Here is a 16,290-nt window from a genome sequence, read left to right as displayed (position 1 = left end):
AAAGGCAGGCTCGGTCCGCTTGCCGCCAATCGTGAGGATGTCGCAGCATGGCCCGCAATGGCGGTCACCTTCTTGTCGAGTGCCTGATCGCTCTCGGCGCGACCAAGAGCTTCGGCGTTCCCGGCGAAAGCTATCTCGCTGTTCTCGATGCGCTGCACGACACCCACGGCAGGCTCGACTACGTGCTGTGCCGCAACGAGGGTGGCGCAGCCTTCATGGCCTCGGCCTATGGCAAGCTGACCGGATCGCCGGGCATCTGCTTCGTAACGCGCGGCCCGGGTGTGACCAATGCCAGCATCGGCGTGCATACGGCCATGCAGGACAGCTCGCCGATGATCCTCTTCGTCGGTCAGGTCGGCACCGACATGAAGGGCCGCGAGGCTTTTCAGGAGATCGACTACCGCGCTGTCTACGGCACGGTCGCCAAATGGGCGGTTGAGATCGACGATGTTGCGCGCCTGCCGGAAATCGTCGCGCGCGCCTGGACCACCGCCCTGACCGGACGGCCCGGCCCTGTCGTGGTCGCGCTGCCGGAAGACATGCTGACCACCCTGACCGAGGCTGCACCGCTCAGCGGCCCGGCGACGGTTTTCGAAGCTGCTCCAGCACCGGATGCGATGACTTCGGCACTCAAGCTACTGGTCGAAGCCGAAAGACCGGTCCTGCTCATGGGCGGTGCCAACTGGACGCAGGACGGACGCGCATCACTGCAGGCCTTCGCCGAAGCCTCCAACATCCCGGTCGTGGCGGCGTTCCGCTACCAGGACCAGTTCGATAATCATTCGACAACTTTTGTCGGTGAAGCCGGCGTCGGCATGGTTGCGCATGTCAAGAAGCTGATCGGCGACGCCGATTTGATCCTGGCTATCAATGTGCGCTTCGGTGAGATGACCACCGATGGCTACACGCTGCTCTCCGTTCCGGTGCCGCGCCAGAAGCTGATCCATGTCCACGGCTCAGACCGCGAGATCGGCAAGATCTATGTGCCGACAATCGGCATCCATGCCGGCCCGAACGCCTTCGCCAAAGCGCTGACGCCGGTCAAGGGCGCCTGGGCCGACTGGCGCGCGGCGGCGCGCAAGGCTTATGAAGGCGCATTCACCGCGCCTGTGCAGCCCGGTCCGGTCGACATGGTGGCGGTCAGTGCCTGGCTGCGCGAGACGCTGCCATCCGACGTCATCCTGACCAATGGCGCCGGCAATTTCACTGTATGGCCGAACAAGTTCTTCAAATTCGGACCGCAGGCACGGCTGCTTGCCCCGCAATCCGGCGCGATGGGCTACGGCCTGCCGGCTGCGGTCGCCGCCAAGGTCGCATTCCCGGAGCGCACCGTGGTCTGCTTTGCCGGCGACGGCGATTTCCAGATGAACTGCCAGGAGCTCGGCACCGCCATGCAAGCCGGCGCACAGCCGATCGTGCTGATCATCAACAACGGCATCTACGGCACCATCCGCGCGCATCAGGAGCGCCACTATCCCGCCCGCGTCTCGGGAACCTCGCTGGAGAATCCGGACTTCGTGACGCTGGCGAAGGCCTATGGCTTCCATGCCGAGCGGGTCGAATCCACCGGGGATTTCGCGGCGGCGTTCGAGCGTGCGCTGAAATCTGCCACGGGCGCCGTGCTCGACATCGCCATCTCGCCCGAAGCGCTGACGCCCCGGCAGACCCTCTCCCAGATGCGCGACGCAGCACTCGCTTCGCAGAAGGCCAAGGCATGACCTCTAGAACTGACGAGATCCGTCTCGGCGCGGACATCGGCGGCACCTTCACCGACATCGCCCTCGATGTCAGGGGAACGCTGTATTCCATCAAGGTGCTGACCAACTATGCCGCACCCGAGCAGGCAATCCTCGACGGCATTGCCATCGTCACGCGCGATGCCGGCATCGCGCCGGCCGAGATCGGCATCATCATCCATGGCACCACACTCGCCACCAACGCGCTGATCGAGCGGCGCGGCGCCAAGACCGCGCTGGTCACAACCGAGGGTTTCCGCGACGTGATCGAGATGCGGACCGAAAACCGCTTCGAGCAATACGATCTGAACCTGCAGCTGCCGACGCCGCTCATCCCGCGCGAGCATCGTTTCACCGTGAAGGGCCGGATCGGCGCCGAGGGTCAGGAACTGCAGCCGCTCGACGAAGCGGCCCTCGAGGAGATCGCCGGACAGATCGCGGCCGGCGGCTTCGGCTCGGTGGCGATCGGCTTCATCCATGCCTACGCCAATCCCGACCACGAGCGCCGCGCGCGCGAAATCCTTGCCCGCAAGCTCGCTATCCCGATTTCGATCAGCGCTGAAGTGTCGCCACAGATGCGCGAGTTCGAGCGCTTCAACACCGTCTGCGCCAACGCCTATGTGCGGCCGCAGATGGCCGACTATCTCGCCCGCTTCCAGACGCGCCTGAAAGACATGGGGGCCGAGTGCCCGGTCTTCATGATCCATTCGGGCGGCGGTCTGATCTCGGTGGAGACGGCTTCTGAATTCCCCGTGCGCCTGGTCGAATCCGGTCCAGCTGGCGGCGCCATCTTCGCCGCCGACATCGCCCGTCGCTTCGGCTTGGAAAAGGTCGTCTCCTACGACATGGGTGGCACCACCGCGAAGATCTGCCTGATCGAGGATTTTGCGCCGCGCACGGCGCGAACCTTCGAAGTGGCCCGCACCTATCGCTTCTCGAAAGGCTCGGGCATGCCGATCTCGATCCCCGTGATCGAGATGATCGAGATCGGCGCCGGCGGCGGCTCCATCGCCTGGGTCGACGCCATGGGTCGCATTCAGACCGGGCCGGAGAGCGCCGGATCCGAACCGGGTCCGGCCTGCTACGGCCGCGGCGGCAAGCGTCCGGCGATCACTGACGCCGATCTGGTGCTCGGCAAGCTCGATCCCGACAATTTCGCCGGCGGCGCAATCCGGCTCGAAACGGCCGCGTCCGAGCAGGCGATCCTTGGCGAGGTCGGCGAGCGCCTGTCGCTCGATGCCATGTCGACCGCCTTCGGCATCTGCGAAGTGGTGGACGAGAACATGGCCAACGCCGCCCGCGTCCACGCGGTCGAGAACGGCAAGAATATTTCCGACAATCTGATGATCGCCTTTGGCGGTGCGGCGCCGCTTCACGCAGCAAGGCTCTGCGAAAAACTCGGCATCGACCGCTGCATCGTCCCCAAGGGCGCTGGCGTCGGGTCGGCGATCGGCTTCCTCAAGGCACCGTTCGGCTACGAGGCGCTGGCGTCGAAGCTGACCCGCCTGTCGCGGTTCAAGCCGGCCGAGATCAATGCGCTACTGGCGGACCTCAAGGCATCAGCCGAAAGCTTCGTGCGCAGCGGCGCCAGCGGCAGCATCACCTGCGAAATCACCGCCTTCATGCGCTACGCCGGCCAGGGCTGGGAAATCCCCGTGCCGCTGCCGGACAAGCCATTCGGCGAGGATGCCGCCACAGGGCTCAAGGACCTGTTCGAGGCGAACTACCAGCGCTTTTTCGGCCGCGCCATCGAAGGGCTCGACGGGCTGGAGATCGAGATCGTCACCTGGTCGGTCAAGGCGACGGATATCCGGCCCGACGTCGCCAGGCACGAGCTCGTTACCGGAAGGAAGACGAGCCAGCCATCAACGATGCGCGCGGTGTTCGATCCGGTCAGCGGCGCGCTGCGCGATTACGGCATCGTCGAACGGGACACGCTCTGCGCCGGCGACCGCGTCGAGGGGCCGGTGGTCATCGTCGAACGCGAGACCTCCACCGTCGTCACCACCAGCTTCGACGCCGTCGTCCAGAGCGACGGCGCCATCCTCCTGATCCGCAAAGGCAGCCAGGCATGAGCGACATCAGTGACATCCGCATGCAGGTGATGTGGAACCGCTTGATCTCGGTGGTCGAGGAGCAGGCGCTCACGCTGCTGCGCACCGCCTTCTCGACCTCGGTGCGCGAATCCGGCGACCTCTCGGCCGGCGTGTTCGACCCACGCGGCCGGATGCTGGCGCAAGCGGTCACCGGTACGCCGGGCCACGTCAACACCATGGCCGAGGCCGTGCTGCATTTCATGACAGAGATTCCCCGCGACCAGATGTTCGAGGGCGACACTTACGTCACCAACGACCCCTGGCTGGGCACCGGCCATCTGCACGACATCACCATGGTCTCGCCATCCTTCCTGAATGGCGAACTGGTGGCGTTCTTTGCCTGCACCGCGCATGTCGTCGATGTCGGCGGGCGCGGCTTCGGCGCCGACGGCAAGTCGGTCTACGAGGAAGGCATCCAGATCCCGATCATGAAATTCGCCGAGAAGGGCAAGGTCAATCTCGACCTCGTCCGCATCCTGCGCGCCAATGTCCGCGAGCCGAACCAGGTGGTCGGCGATTTCTACTCGCTCGCCGCCTGCAACGAGGTCGGCCATCGCCGTCTCGTCGACATGATGAAGGAAATCGGCCTCGCCTCGCTCGACGGGCTCGGCGACTTCATCTTCTCGCGCACAAGCGACGCCATGCTCGAGCGCATCAAGGCGCTGCCCAAGGGCAGCTGGTCGAACGAACTCGTCACCGACGGCTATGACGCGCCGGTGAAACTCGCGGCAAAGGTCTCGGTCCGCGACGACCATGTCGAGGTAGATTTCACCGGCACCGACCCGATGACCCGCTGGGGCATCAACTGCCCGATCATCTACAGCAAGGCCTATGCCTGCTACGCGCTGAAATGCGTCGTGGCGCCGGACATCCCAAACAACGCCGCCTCGCTCGCCTTCTTCACCGTGACGTCGCCGGTCAACATCCTGAACGCCGTGCGGCCGGCGCCGGTGGCGCTCAGGCACATCTTCGGCCACATGGTTCCGGACCTCGTGCTGGGCGCGATCTCCCAGGCCTTGCCCGGCAAGATCCTTGCCGAGGGCGCCGGCGCGCTGTGGAACATTCACATCTCGGTGCGTCCGGTCGCCGGCGGCTCAGGGCGGCGCGCCGAAGTGCTGATGTTCAATTCCGGCGGCATGGGCGCGCGCCCCGGGCTCGACGGTTTGTCGGCGACGGCGTTCCCCTCCGGCGTCCACACCATGCCGATCGAGGCGACCGAGCACACCGGTCCTATCGTCATCTGGCGCAAGGAGCTGCGGCCAGGGTCCGGCGGTGACGGCGAATTCCGTGGCGGCCTGGGACAGGTTATCGAGATCGAGGCGACCGAAGGGCATGAGTTCGACTTCTCGGCGATGTTCGACCGCGTCAATCACCCGGCACATGGACGCAATGGCGGCGAGCCTGGCGTTGCCGGTGTGGTCAAGCTCGACGACGGCACCAAGATGCGGCCCAAGGGCTGGCAGCACGTTCCGGCCGGACGCCGGCTGATCCTTGAACTGCCGGGAGGCGGCGGCTATGGCGATCCGGCCAAACGCAGCGCCGAGGCGCGGGCGAACGACCGGTTCAAGGGTTACATTTCGGAGAACGGCAAATGAGCTACATTGCCTCGCGCCTGTTGGCGGTGAAGCCCTCGGCCTCGATGGCTGCCTCGCAAGCCGCCAAGGTGCTGCGCGCCAAGGGCGTCGACGTGATCGACCTCGGCTTGGGCGAACCGGATTTCCCGACACCCGGCCATATCATCGACGCCGCCCATGTCGCCGCGAAAACCGGACAGACGCTCTATACGGCCGCCGCCGGCACGGCAGACGTGCGCGAGGCGGTGGCGGGAAAATTCCGGCGCGAGAACGGACTGGACTACACGGCCGACGATATCGTCGTAGCCAATGGCGCCAAGCAGATCATCTTCAATGCGCTGATGGCGACGCTGGAGAGCGGCGACGAGGCCATCCTGCCGGCGCCCTACTTCGTCTCCTATCCCGAAATGGTGAAGCTGCTCGGCGGCACGCCCGTCACCGTCGAATGCCCGGAGACATCGGGCTTCCGGCTGACGCCGGCCTTGCTGGAAAAGACGATCACGCCGAAGACGAAGTGGCTGTTCCTCAACATGCCGGGCAATCCGTCCGGTGCGGTCTATTCGGAAGCTGATCTCAAGGCGCTGGGCGCGGTGCTGGCAAGACATCCGCAGGTGCTCATCCTCTCAGACGAAATTTACGAGCACATCCTCTTCGACGGGCGCGAATTCGTTTCCTTCGGCAAGGCCTGCCCCGAGTTCAAGGATCGCACGCTGATCGTCAACGGCGTTTCCAAATCCTATGCGATGACCGGCTGGCGGGTCGGCTACGCGGCCGGACCGGCGCCGCTGGTGAAGGCGATGTCCACGATACAGAGCCAATCCTGCACCTCCGTCTGCTCGATCGCGCAAGCGGCGACGGTGGCCGCGCTCAACGGCCCGCAGGACGAAGTCGCGCGCTTCCGGCAAGCGTTCGAGGCGCGCCGCGATCTGGTCGTGGACGGCATCCGGAAGATCAATGGACTGACGCTGTCGCCGCCGGACGGCGCCTTCTACGCCTATATCGGCTGCGCCAGCCTGATCGGCCGCAAGACGCCCGGGGGTGTCGTTCTGGAGGACGATGCGGCGGTGGCAAACTATCTTCTCAGCGAAGGCCGCGTGGCATCCGTGCCGGGCGTGGCCTATAGACTTTCACCGTATTTCCGTATCTCGACCGCGACCAGCGACGAGGTGCTGACCGAGGCGATCGCGCGGATCAACGCCGCCGTCGCGCTAGTGGAGTAGAGAATGCCGCATTACGACCGTATCCTGATCACCGGCGCGGCCGGTCGGCTCGGCTCGCAGTTGCGCAAGGGGCTGGCGCCGCTGGCCAAGACGATCCGGCTAGCCGGGCGCGAGCCGTTCGGCGACCTCGCGCCGCACGAGGAAGAAGCGGTCTTCGATCTTGCCGACATGGAAGCGACGATCGCGGCGACCAAGGACTGCGACGCCATCGTGCACTTCGGCGGCGCGCCGCTCGAATGCGAATGGCAGACCATCCTCGATTCCAGCATCCGCGGCTCCTACCACATCTACGAAGGCGCCCGGAAACACGGCGTGAAGCGCGTCATCTACGCCTCCTCGGTGCATGCCATCGGCTATCACGAGGTCGAGGCGCATATCGGCGTCGACGCGCCGGTAAGGCCCGACAGCCTTTACGGCGTGTCGAAGAATTTCGTCGAGAGCCTCAGCCGGCTCTACTGGGACAAGTTCGGCATCGAGACAGCGTGCCTGCGCATCTTCTCGTCCTTCCCGGAGCCGGCGGACCGGCGCATGCTGTGGTCCTACCTCTCCTTCGCCGACTGCGTGCGGCTGGTCGAAGCCTCGCTCACCGCGCCGCGCGTCGGTCACACGATCTCCTTCGGCATTTCCGACAACAAGCTGAAGATGGTCGACAACAGCGGCGCGGATCACCTGGGATTCATCCCGCAGGACAGCGCCGAACCCTTCCGCGCGGCGGTCGAGGCCAAAACACCCGTTCTGGATCCGAAGAAACCCTCAGTGAAGTATCTTGGCGGCTGGTTCTGCGAACTCGGCCACCCGGATGACAAGCCCGTATGACGTGAGCCTCAATCGGTCTGAATCCAGACCGACTTGGTTTCCAGATACTCGTGCAGATGCTCGATGCCGCCTTCGCGGCCGTAGCCGGACATCTTCATGCCGCCGAACGGCACCGCCGGGTCGATGGCATGATACATGTTGACCCAGACCGAGCCCGCCTTGATGCGCCGTGCAAGCTTGTGCGCGGTGCCGAGATGGCTGGTGAAGATGCCGGCCGCCAGGCCGTAGGGCGTCGCATTGGCGCGGGCGACGGCTTCATCGAGTGTGTCGAAGGGCATCGCAGAAATCACCGGACCGAAAATCTCCTCCCGCGCGATGGTCATCTTGTCCGACACCGCGCCGAACACGGTCGGCGCGATGAAGTTGCCGCCGTCATAGAGCTTGCCCGTCAGCCGCGAGCCGCCGGCGACCAGTTCGGCGCCTTCGTCGTTGCCGGCCTTGATATAGCCCTCCACCTTGCCGGCCTGCTTGGCGTTGATCAGCGGCCCGATTTCAGTCTCGGCCTCGATGCCGTGGCCGATGCGCAGCTTGCCGGCAAAGTCGGCGACGCGTCGCACGAACTCGTCGTGGATTTCGCGCGCCACGAACAGCCGCGAGCCGGCGATGCAGATCTGCCCCGAATGCACGAACACCGCCATAGCCGCGACCGGAACAGCCTTCTCGATGTCTGCGTCGCGGCAGACGATGATCGGCGACTTGCCGCCAAGCTCCAGCGAGACGCGCTTGAGGTTTGTCACCCCAGCCCGCGCGATAGCTTGCCCGGTAACAGTCGAACCCGTGAAGACGATCTTGTTGACGTCGGGATGTTCGGCAAGCCGTGCGCCGGCCTCCGCGCCGGTGCCGGTGACGATGTTGACGACGCCGTCGGGCACGCCGGCTTCCTGCATCAGCCGCGCGATCAGCAGCGGCGTCAGCGACGCATCCTCCGAAGGCTTCAGCACGATGCTGCAGCCGGTGGTCAAAGCCGGCGCGATCTTCCAGATCGAGGCGGCGGTCGGCGCGTTCCAGGGGATGATCGCGCCGACGACGCCCACCGGCTCGCGCCTTGTGAAGGAGACGATCTCGCCGGGAATGGAATTGTCGATCGTCTCGCCATGCAGCGCCGTCGCCATGCCGGCATAGAAGCGCAGCATGCCGATGACGCGGCGCCGGTTGGCCAGCGTGCGGGTGATCGGCAGGCCCATGTCGAGCGTGTCGGAAACGCTGAGTTCTTCCCAATGCGTCTCGAACAGATCGGCGATGCGCAACAGCACGCATTGCCGCTCATAGGGCGAGAATTTCGACCAGGGACCTTCGAAGGCCGCACGTGCGGCGGCCACCGCCGCGTCGATATCCGCCGCATCCCCGCGCGGCACCGTTGCCAGCACCTCGCCCGTTGCCGGGTTGAGCGCCTGCATCTCCTGGCCGGACCGCGCCGGAACCCACTTGCCGCCGATGAACATCGGCCGGAATTCGCCGTGGTAAAGCGTCGTGGCCTTCGCCCTCGGGTCGAAGTTCAGCGTCATCTCTTCCTCCTCACGAATTCCGCCGCGACTATTACTCCCGCGGCAGGCGACCTCAAACAAGGAAAGATAAAACGGCGTTTCGATAAATCGATGTTCGTCGACCGCACTCCATGGCAGATGGAACACGCGCTTTGGTGGTTTGGCCTATGGCTCGCGGCGTTGGTTGTATTCCATGATATCGGACATGATAGGATCTCCAGGATGAACCAGATCGACCTCACCGGCCAAACGGCTGTCGTCACCGGCGGCGCGCAAGGGCTCGGCCTTGCCATCGCCAGGCGCATCGTGGCCTCCGGCGCCAAAGTCTCGCTCTGGGACCTTGATGCCGCCGAACTGCAAAAAGCCACCGCCGACCTTGGCGCCGCGGCAAAGTCCGTCACGATCGACATCACCGACTGCCAGGCGGTGATCGACGCGGCGGCAGAGACCGAGGCGCAAAGCGGACCGATTTCGATCCTGGTCAACTCGGCCGGCATCGCCGGACCGAACCATACGCTGGACACTTATCCCCTAGAGGATTGGAAACGCGTCATCGACATCAACTTGAATGGCGCCTTCTACGTCAACCGCGCGGTCGTGCCGGGCATGAAGGCGCGCGGCTATGGCCGCATCGTCAACATCGCCTCGATCGCCGGCAAGGAAGGCAATCCCAACGCGTCGGCCTATTCCGCGTCGAAAGCGGCGGTGATCGGCATGACCAAGTCGCTGGGCAAGGAGCTGGCAGGCTACGACATCGCCGTCAACGCCATCACACCGGCAGCCGCGCGCACGCGCATTTTCGACCAGATGAAGCAGGAACACATCGACTATATGCTGTCGAGGATCCCGCGTGCACGTTTCCTCGAGGTCGATGAGGCCGCCAACATGGTGGCCTGGCTGGTTTCGAAGGAAAACAGCTTCACCACCGCCTCGGTCTTCGATCTGTCGGGCGGGCGGGCCACCTACTGAAGCGATTCCTGCCGGAAGAGGCCGCGTCCGAACGCGCATGAAGGAGTTTCGAAAATGAAGGATTTCGACGGCAAGGTGGCCCTGGTGACGGGGACGACCGGCATTGGCCTGGCAACCGCCAGGCGCCTCGCGGCCGGCGGCGCCGCGATCATTGCCTGCGGCATCGACCGCGCCGCCAATGCGGCGATGAAAGCCGGGCTGGAAAACGCTGGAGCAGCAGTGCTGGTCATCGATACCGACGTCTCCGTTTCCGATCAGGTCCGCGACGCTGTCGCCGCCGGCGTCGCGAAATTCGGCGGCCTCGACGTCATCGTCAATTCCGCCGCCGTGCATCCCTACGGGACCGCGACGACGACCGACTGGGAGACCTGGAACCGGGCAATGACGGTCAATGTCGGCTCGATCTATCTGACGGCGCATTTCGGCATTCCCGAAATGATCAAGCGCGGCGGCGGCGCCATCGTCAACGTCGCCTCGGTGCAAGGCTTTGCCTGCCAGCAGAATGTCGCCGCCTATGCCACGACCAAAGGCGCGATCCACACATTGACGCGCTCGCTGGCGCTCGACTATGCGGCGGCCGGCATCCGCGTCAATTCGGTCAGTCCAGGCTCGATCCGTACGCCGATCCTGGAGAAGGCCGCGCGCGGCGACAACGGCAGCGATGCCGATGTCGAGGAAGCCTACAAACGCTTCGGCGCGGCGCATCCGCTCGGCCGCATCGGCGAGCCGGAAGAGGTGGCGGAGCTCATCGCCTTCCTGTGCTCGTCCAAGGCCGGCTTCTGCACGGGTTCAGACTACAGAATAGACGGTGGCCTGACCGCCGGCATCGGCGTCAAGTAGAACCATGAAGCTCATGTGATTGTTCGCTGCACTGACCACCAATCATGCCCTGAGGTGACTAGACTAGCACCCCAGCGACGACAAGATGCCGAAGCCGCGATCGCGGTTTCGTACGATTTTTACCAAACGGGGAACCTTATTGCCGCTCGTCCGGCGAGGATTAGATTGGCGACGCGGCATCCCCAACGATGCCGCAGTGGCCGGCGCGAGACTTAGGCGACGATGTCTCACCGGCATCATCGCGTCGGCCACTTCGCGACAGAGCGTTTTACGAAAACCATGAAATGCTCTGAGGCTTTGGCGGAAAACCGCTAACACTTTTCTGGAATTGCCCTAGGAGCCGCCGTCAGGCCAAGTTGTGCTTGCGTTGCGAGCCGCAAGCCGCGCTTCCCTCAGGATCGACGCCCGATCATGGCCGACCAGCGAAACGATCTCCCTGATCTGCTGTTCTGAAGCTCCGGACTCGCGGGCGAGCGCAGCTATGGCTTGTTCGCTGAAACCCGATTGTCCCGATTGCAGCGCCACCGCACTCCAGCCTCCGTCGTCTGGGGCAGGAGTGCGATGGTCGCTCCCCAAGCGTCAGCGCCCACTTAGTTGCTGGCGATTGCAGGACTGTACGCTTTCGTACAATTCTTGGCTAGCCGCGTTTGAATAGAGGTGACACTTTCCCGGAAAGGCGTGCTTATGAGATCCCATCGTGTCGAAGAGATGAAGCAGCGCCTTCCTGGTCGCTATCCTTGACGACCGACTTGGTGAAATCGGCGCAGCAGGACCGGATATAGGCAAGCAATTGCGCCTCCGTCTCCTGCGGTCCGGCTTGAAAGGCGTACAGGATTTTCAAAGCCAGGAGTTCGGGATCGAATGCGTCACGTTGCCAACTGGCATCGCTGCTTATCTGATTGAACACGCGCTGGCACAGGGCCAACTCTTGCGGCCCGAGGCATCCGCTTTTCTGCATCTGGCTTGACATGACCTTTGAGATTAAGTCCGGCGTAATTCAACTTTCAATAGCTTTTGATTGTACGTTTCCAACCAAGCTGCGGAGCGTCATTGCCTGCGTTTTGCGGGCGCTAGCTTGGCGAGGCGGCTTCCCTGGGCCGCAAGGCCGACGCGCGTTTCACTGTCTCAACGGACAGTATCGCGTCGGCCGTTTTCGCGTATTCGCCGGATATTTGCCGCAAGCGCGGAAGACCGAGCGTCGCCCTTCGACAATTCGGTGGCACCGCTTCCCGGCGCGAACTTGGCCAAGGCGTCTCTGCAGTGTCCTACGACGCTCAAACGAGAGGCCGATCCTGCCTTGCAGGGTTCTTTGAACCAAGGTCACCCACCAGCCGGCGGTATTCGGCCTCGGGGGGGCCATAAGATCCGCGCGCCAATTTCAGCAGTCCGTCGCGGTCGCGGATCGTGATCTCTCCACGTCTGGCACGGATATAGCCATAACTCTCGATCATCTGCAGGCCAACGGTAACGCCGGGGCGCCTGACACCAAGCATGATCGAGAGAAACTCATGCGTTATCACAAGCCTGTCGCCGACCGTGCGGTCGCTGCACATCAGCAGCCATCTCGCCAGCCGGACTTCAAGGCTTTGCCGCGCGTTGACCGATGCGGTGTAACTCGTCTGGACGTGGAGATACTGAACATAGCGCAGCAGGAACGGCCGCAAGGTTGAGCTGGCCTCCAAGGCTTCGGCGAACGGACCCGCATGTATTCGAACCGCCTCGCTCGTCGACTGGATGTAGCAATCGAAATTCGCCTGGTCATCCCCCATGATCAGGGACGACCCGGTCATGCCTTCGAACCCGATGATTCCAACTTCGGCTTCAGTCGTCGTCGACGTCTTCGCCACCACCGATGCCAGCCCGCTTTCAAGAAAATAGACCGCTTCGATCTTTTGACCCGCCGTCTCCAGCGGCGCCCGCAATTCCAGAAAAACGCGATCGAGATGCGGCTTCAACAGCGCAAAATCATTCGCGCTCATCCGGCGCAACAATTCACTTTTGGCTCGCAGGACCGGTTGATCCACCAGACTCTCTCCCTGTGGGCAAGAGCACTGGAATCTCTTAGCCGGCCGCGCCCGTCGAACGAGCGGACGGTGACGAACCATAGACCGAGCTTCGCGGAGCACTAGGTGGGCCAGCGCGTTGGTATGAAACCGACAGTTACTGCTGTAGAAGACCCTAAATTTTCGCGGGCTAACCATCATTCGCCAGAAGACCGGCCTCCCGCGGGATAGAGGCACGGACGAACCCGATCAGCGATATCAGTTCGCGTATCCGCTGTTCGGTGGCGCCTGAATCCCGCGCAAATCCGCGCCGCGTGGTGTGTCGCACTGGCGCGCTCGGGTTCCTTCGCCATGACATCCTATGCCTCATGATGGGCAGGAGTGCGATGGTCGCTCCCAAGCGTCGGCGCCCGGAGTGCGCTGCTGACGATTTTTATGTGTACGCTTTCGCACAGACCTTTGCGAGTCAATTCAGATCGCAGCTGAATTGGGAGAGTTCTGCGACACCCTGAAATCGGACATGTGACGGTGAAGGCCACGGCGCAATGGTGAGTTTCGTGACGCCCGTGTCTCTTTTCGTGCCCGGATCGCGGCAAGTCCGTGACATCGATCGCGCTCTCGGCCCGGTGACGTCAGAGCAAGGCAGCCTGATCCTCGGGCATTACTCGAAGCATCCGAATACCGGAAATCCCGTGTAGCAGCCGCCTGCTACCAACGACCCGATTTTTGGCGCTATGTGTGTGATATGAATGGCGGCCTTCACCGAGGCGGTGTAGGGTTCGTCTTAAAAGAAGAATGAGCCGTATCGACGGCAACGCGCAGCGAATCTGGGAGGATTCATGGTCGAAATCATCTCCAAGCGGGATGGCCCCCGGCGCGAGGATGTTCAGGTCAAGCGGCTGATCGAGCAGAACCGCTCCACCATAACGCGCATTGCCGACCAGATCAGCGGCGGCGGCTATTCGGCTTCGAGGAAGCCGCGCCAGCAACCCAAGGCGGAAGGCCTGATCATCCATGTCGGCGGCAGCACTGCAACCGCCACCGAAGCGAGCCCGTCCATTCGCGTCACCATGAACGGCCGTGTGATCTCGAAGGATCAGAATACGGGCCGCCAGCTTCATCATATCGGCGACGTCCGCACCCGGAACGGGGAGCAGATCTTCGTTCTGGCAACGAAGCAGAACGGCTTTTTCTCGCCGGTCGATGAAACGATCGCCGAGGCACTTGCCGCGCTGGACGGGTCCCGGCTGACTGCGACTTACACCGAGGAGCAGCTTGCAGCCGACATCGGTGCGAAACTCGGCATCGACTGACGGCAGGCTGCTGGGTGTCGCTGCGCACGCCCAACCCGCGACAGCATACAGAAATGGCATACCTCAAAAGGTACTGTGATGGCTGAATGAGACACGCGAGCGGCCCCAATCCGATGAAAACCGATGTGCTTGCGACGCATGCGTCGATGGCCACCGGACGAATGGTTCTGGACAGGATCGACTATGATGAGCGCGCCACCATGCGCGCTTGGGAGAGTTTTCTTTCCGACGAGCCGACATCCGCGCGCGATCCGGTCCACGTCCGCTCGCTGATTCACGATTCCTGGTACCGCAGCGCCACCGGCGGCATCAACGCGCAAGGCATCGAAGCGCCGCTGAGCAGCGATCGCGACGAGATCGAATATCTGACCCGCGCCAATGCCGAACTGCTTTCGGCGGCGCGCCGGTCGTTCGCCTCGCTTGGCCAGTTGCTGGACGGGACAGGCGCGATGCTGGTTCTGGCCGACAGCGACGGCGTGCTGATCGATGCCATCGGCGACAAGAAAACGCTGCATGACGGCATGGACATCCACCTCGCCATCGGCGGCAAATGGAACGAGGGCGCCGTCGGAACCAACGGCATCGGTACAGCACTTTGGACCGGCGAGCCGACTTTCGTGCATGCGGCCGAGCATTTCTGCGCCGGCATCAAATCCTGGACCTGCGCCGGCGCGCCGATCCGAGATCCCTTGGACGGCAAGATCATCGGCGTTGTCGACCTGTCGGGCTATTCGCCGATCTTCCGGCCGCACAACACCGCACTTGTCGCCGCGACCGCCAGGCAGATCGAAAAGGCGCTGGCCGAACAGCAGCAGGAACAGCGCACGCGTCTGCTCGAAGCCTTCATTTCCTCGGCGCCCAGCTACCGCCGCAAGGACGGGCTGGTGATCGTCGATCATCGCGGCCGCGCCATCTTCTGCAACAACGTGCCCAATGGCGACACGACGGAGATGATGGACGGCCCGATGGAGCCAGGCCGCGGCCGCTGGCTGATGAACCTGCCGGCCTCCGGCTCGGACACCGATCTCGCCAACGCGCTGCCGCCGCATCTTCGCTCCTGCCACGTCACGCCGCTGAAGCTCGACGGCGACCTTCGCGGCGCGGCGCTGGTGTTTCCGTCGGTGCCGGCCATCTCCAGCGTGACGGTGATGCGTCGGGAGGAGAACAAGCACCTGCGGGCAGCCGCGGCGATGATCGTCGGCGAAAGCGAAAAATTGCTGGCCGCCGTCGATATCGCCTCCCGGGTAGCCGGGTCGAACGGGGTCACCTCGTTGCTGATCGAAGGCGAAACCGGCGTTGGAAAGGAGCTGTTCGCACGGCTTGTCCATGCCGACAGCCGTCGAGGCGAAAACGACCCGTTCATCGCCATGAACTGTGGCGCGATCACCAAGGACCTATTCGGCAGCGAATTGTTCGGCCACGTCGCCGGCGCCTTTACCGGCGCCTCGCGGGACGGCAAGCCGGGCATCTTCGAACTCGCCAATGGCGGCGTTCTCAGCCTCGACGAAATCGGCGAGTTGCCGCTCGAAATCCAGCCCTTCCTGTTACGTGTCCTGGAAGAGCGCGTGGTCCACCGCATCGGCGACTCCAGGGGTCGGCCGGTGGACGTGCGGCTGGTCGCCTCGACCAATCGCGACCTCAAGCAGGAGGTTGCGGCCGGACGCTTTCGCAGCGACCTCTACTACCGCATCGGCGCTGTCTCGATCCATGTCCCGCCGCTGCGCGAACGCGGCGACGATGTGCTGCTGCTGATCGAGCATTTCAACCGGCAGATTGCGGCGCGGGCCGGCAATGATCCGCTCGAGTTTTCAAACGAAGCACTCGACGCGCTGCTGGCCTATCGCTGGCCGGGAAATGTGCGCGAACTGAAGAACCTGGTCGAGCGCCTGCACATAATGGCGCGCGGCGGCACGATTGAATTGCAGGACCTTCCCAGCGAAATCAGCGAGGACAATCGCAACAGCATCGCCACGCATAGCGACCATCCCACGGCTATCCTCGAAGCACCGGTGTGCTCGTTCGAGGATGCCGAACGCCAGGCGATCAAGAATGCGCTTGTCGCGGAGAGCGGCAATCTCAGCAAGGTTGCGCTACGGCTCGGCATTTCGCGGCCGACGCTCTATCGCAAGCTCGGCCAATACGGCATCCGGCGCGGCTTCCTCTGAAACGCGGCACAAACGAAACCCATGGCATTTGCGCCATGGGTTGCGGGAATTGTGGCCGATCGATCAGGCCGGCG

General features: G+C 63.7%; 12 protein-coding genes. 9 read left to right on the top strand and 3 right to left on the bottom strand.

Going from position 1 to position 16,290, the window contains the following annotated elements:
* The first annotated feature begins 47 nt into the window (after window positions 1–47).
* The 5 genes from ACVDG8_RS30215 to ACVDG8_RS30195 are packed head-to-tail and all read left to right on the top strand — an operon-like array spanning window position 48 to window position 7,442.
* Complete coding sequence (locus ACVDG8_RS30215) at window positions 48–1,718, top strand: thiamine pyrophosphate-binding protein (RefSeq protein WP_447251718.1); 1,671 nt, start codon at window positions 48–50, stop codon at window positions 1,716–1,718.
* Window positions 1,715–3,811, top strand: a complete 2,097-nt coding sequence (locus ACVDG8_RS30210) for a hydantoinase/oxoprolinase family protein (RefSeq protein ID WP_447251717.1) — start codon at window positions 1,715–1,717, stop codon at window positions 3,809–3,811. The genes ACVDG8_RS30215 and ACVDG8_RS30210 overlap by 4 nt, the downstream gene beginning before the upstream one ends.
* Complete coding sequence (locus tag ACVDG8_RS30205; RefSeq protein WP_447251716.1) at window positions 3,808–5,427, top strand: hydantoinase B/oxoprolinase family protein; 1,620 nt, start codon at window positions 3,808–3,810, stop codon at window positions 5,425–5,427. Before ACVDG8_RS30210 ends, ACVDG8_RS30205 begins: the two co-directional genes overlap by 4 nt.
* Window positions 5,424–6,626 (top strand): pyridoxal phosphate-dependent aminotransferase, encoded by a 1,203-nt coding sequence (locus tag ACVDG8_RS30200; RefSeq protein ID WP_447251715.1) that lies wholly within the window; start codon window positions 5,424–5,426, stop codon window positions 6,624–6,626. The genes ACVDG8_RS30205 and ACVDG8_RS30200 overlap by 4 nt, the downstream gene beginning before the upstream one ends.
* A 3-nt stretch (window positions 6,627–6,629) precedes the next feature.
* Window positions 6,630–7,442 (top strand): NAD-dependent epimerase/dehydratase family protein, encoded by an 813-nt coding sequence (locus tag ACVDG8_RS30195; protein WP_447251714.1) that lies wholly within the window; start codon window positions 6,630–6,632, stop codon window positions 7,440–7,442.
* Window positions 7,443–7,450: 8 nt separating this feature from the next.
* Here ACVDG8_RS30195 and ACVDG8_RS30190 read toward each other — a convergent pair whose 3' ends face one another.
* Window positions 7,451–8,947, bottom strand: a complete 1,497-nt coding sequence (locus tag ACVDG8_RS30190) for an aldehyde dehydrogenase family protein (protein ID WP_447251713.1) — start codon at window positions 8,945–8,947, stop codon at window positions 7,451–7,453.
* Window positions 8,948–9,148: 201 nt separating this feature from the next.
* On the opposite strand from ACVDG8_RS30190, the gene ACVDG8_RS30185 reads away from it, so the two are divergent.
* The gene (locus tag ACVDG8_RS30185; RefSeq protein ID WP_447251712.1) at window positions 9,149–9,895 is read left to right on the top strand and encodes an SDR family NAD(P)-dependent oxidoreductase; all 747 of its coding nucleotides are present in this window, start codon (window positions 9,149–9,151) and stop codon (window positions 9,893–9,895) included.
* Window positions 9,896–9,949: 54 nt separating this feature from the next.
* Window positions 9,950–10,735: an SDR family NAD(P)-dependent oxidoreductase gene (locus ACVDG8_RS30180; RefSeq protein ID WP_447251711.1), complete on the top strand. Its 786-nt coding sequence runs from the start codon at window positions 9,950–9,952 to the stop codon at window positions 10,733–10,735.
* A gap of 682 nt (window positions 10,736–11,417) precedes the next feature.
* Here ACVDG8_RS30180 and ACVDG8_RS30175 read toward each other — a convergent pair.
* On the bottom strand, window positions 11,418–11,705 hold the full coding sequence (locus tag ACVDG8_RS30175; RefSeq protein WP_447251710.1) for a hypothetical protein: 288 nt from the start codon (window positions 11,703–11,705) through the stop codon (window positions 11,418–11,420).
* A gap of 304 nt (window positions 11,706–12,009) precedes the next feature.
* Entirely contained in the window at window positions 12,010–12,714 is a 705-nt protein-coding gene (locus ACVDG8_RS30170; protein ID WP_447257137.1) for a Crp/Fnr family transcriptional regulator, read from the bottom strand.
* Between the two features lie 863 nt (window positions 12,715–13,577).
* Between ACVDG8_RS30170 and ACVDG8_RS30165 the strand changes: the two genes are divergently transcribed.
* Both ACVDG8_RS30165 and ACVDG8_RS30160 read left to right on the top strand, forming a co-directional pair.
* Window positions 13,578–14,051: a hypothetical protein gene (locus ACVDG8_RS30165; protein ID WP_447251709.1), complete on the top strand. Its 474-nt coding sequence runs from the start codon at window positions 13,578–13,580 to the stop codon at window positions 14,049–14,051.
* 86 nt (window positions 14,052–14,137) lie between these two features.
* Window positions 14,138–16,216, top strand: coding sequence for a sigma-54-dependent Fis family transcriptional regulator (locus tag ACVDG8_RS30160; RefSeq protein ID WP_447251708.1), 2,079 nt, complete (start codon window positions 14,138–14,140; stop codon window positions 16,214–16,216).
* The last annotated feature ends 74 nt before the right edge of the window (window positions 16,217–16,290 follow it).

The sequence above is a fragment of the Mesorhizobium sp. ORM8.1 genome, assembly GCF_053005525.2.
Note: the sequence above shows the minus strand (reverse complement) of the source record. Positions and strands in the feature narration are given on the sequence as shown.

Bases quoted from the DNA above. Each gene is read 5' to 3' on its own strand.
- ACVDG8_RS30185 (WP_447251712.1), top strand. From the start codon at position 9,149: ATGAACCAGATCGACCTCACCGGCCAAACGGCTGTCGTCACCGGCGGC.
- ACVDG8_RS30205 (WP_447251716.1), top strand. From the start codon at position 3,808: ATGAGCGACATCAGTGACATCCGCATGCAGGTGATGTGGAACCGCTTG.
- ACVDG8_RS30170 (WP_447257137.1), bottom strand. From the start codon at position 12,714: ATGAGCGCGAATGATTTTGCGCTGTTGAAGCCGCATCTCGATCGCGTT.
- ACVDG8_RS30215 (WP_447251718.1), top strand. From the start codon at position 48: ATGGCCCGCAATGGCGGTCACCTTCTTGTCGAGTGCCTGATCGCTCTC.
- ACVDG8_RS30175 (WP_447251710.1), bottom strand. From the start codon at position 11,705: ATGTCAAGCCAGATGCAGAAAAGCGGATGCCTCGGGCCGCAAGAGTTG.
- ACVDG8_RS30200 (WP_447251715.1), top strand. From the start codon at position 5,424: ATGAGCTACATTGCCTCGCGCCTGTTGGCGGTGAAGCCCTCGGCCTCG.
- ACVDG8_RS30195 (WP_447251714.1), top strand. From the start codon at position 6,630: ATGCCGCATTACGACCGTATCCTGATCACCGGCGCGGCCGGTCGGCTC.
- ACVDG8_RS30165 (WP_447251709.1), top strand. From the start codon at position 13,578: ATGGTCGAAATCATCTCCAAGCGGGATGGCCCCCGGCGCGAGGATGTT.
- ACVDG8_RS30180 (WP_447251711.1), top strand. From the start codon at position 9,950: ATGAAGGATTTCGACGGCAAGGTGGCCCTGGTGACGGGGACGACCGGC.
- ACVDG8_RS30160 (WP_447251708.1), top strand. From the start codon at position 14,138: ATGAGACACGCGAGCGGCCCCAATCCGATGAAAACCGATGTGCTTGCG.
- ACVDG8_RS30190 (WP_447251713.1), bottom strand. From the start codon at position 8,947: ATGACGCTGAACTTCGACCCGAGGGCGAAGGCCACGACGCTTTACCAC.
- ACVDG8_RS30210 (WP_447251717.1), top strand. From the start codon at position 1,715: ATGACCTCTAGAACTGACGAGATCCGTCTCGGCGCGGACATCGGCGGC.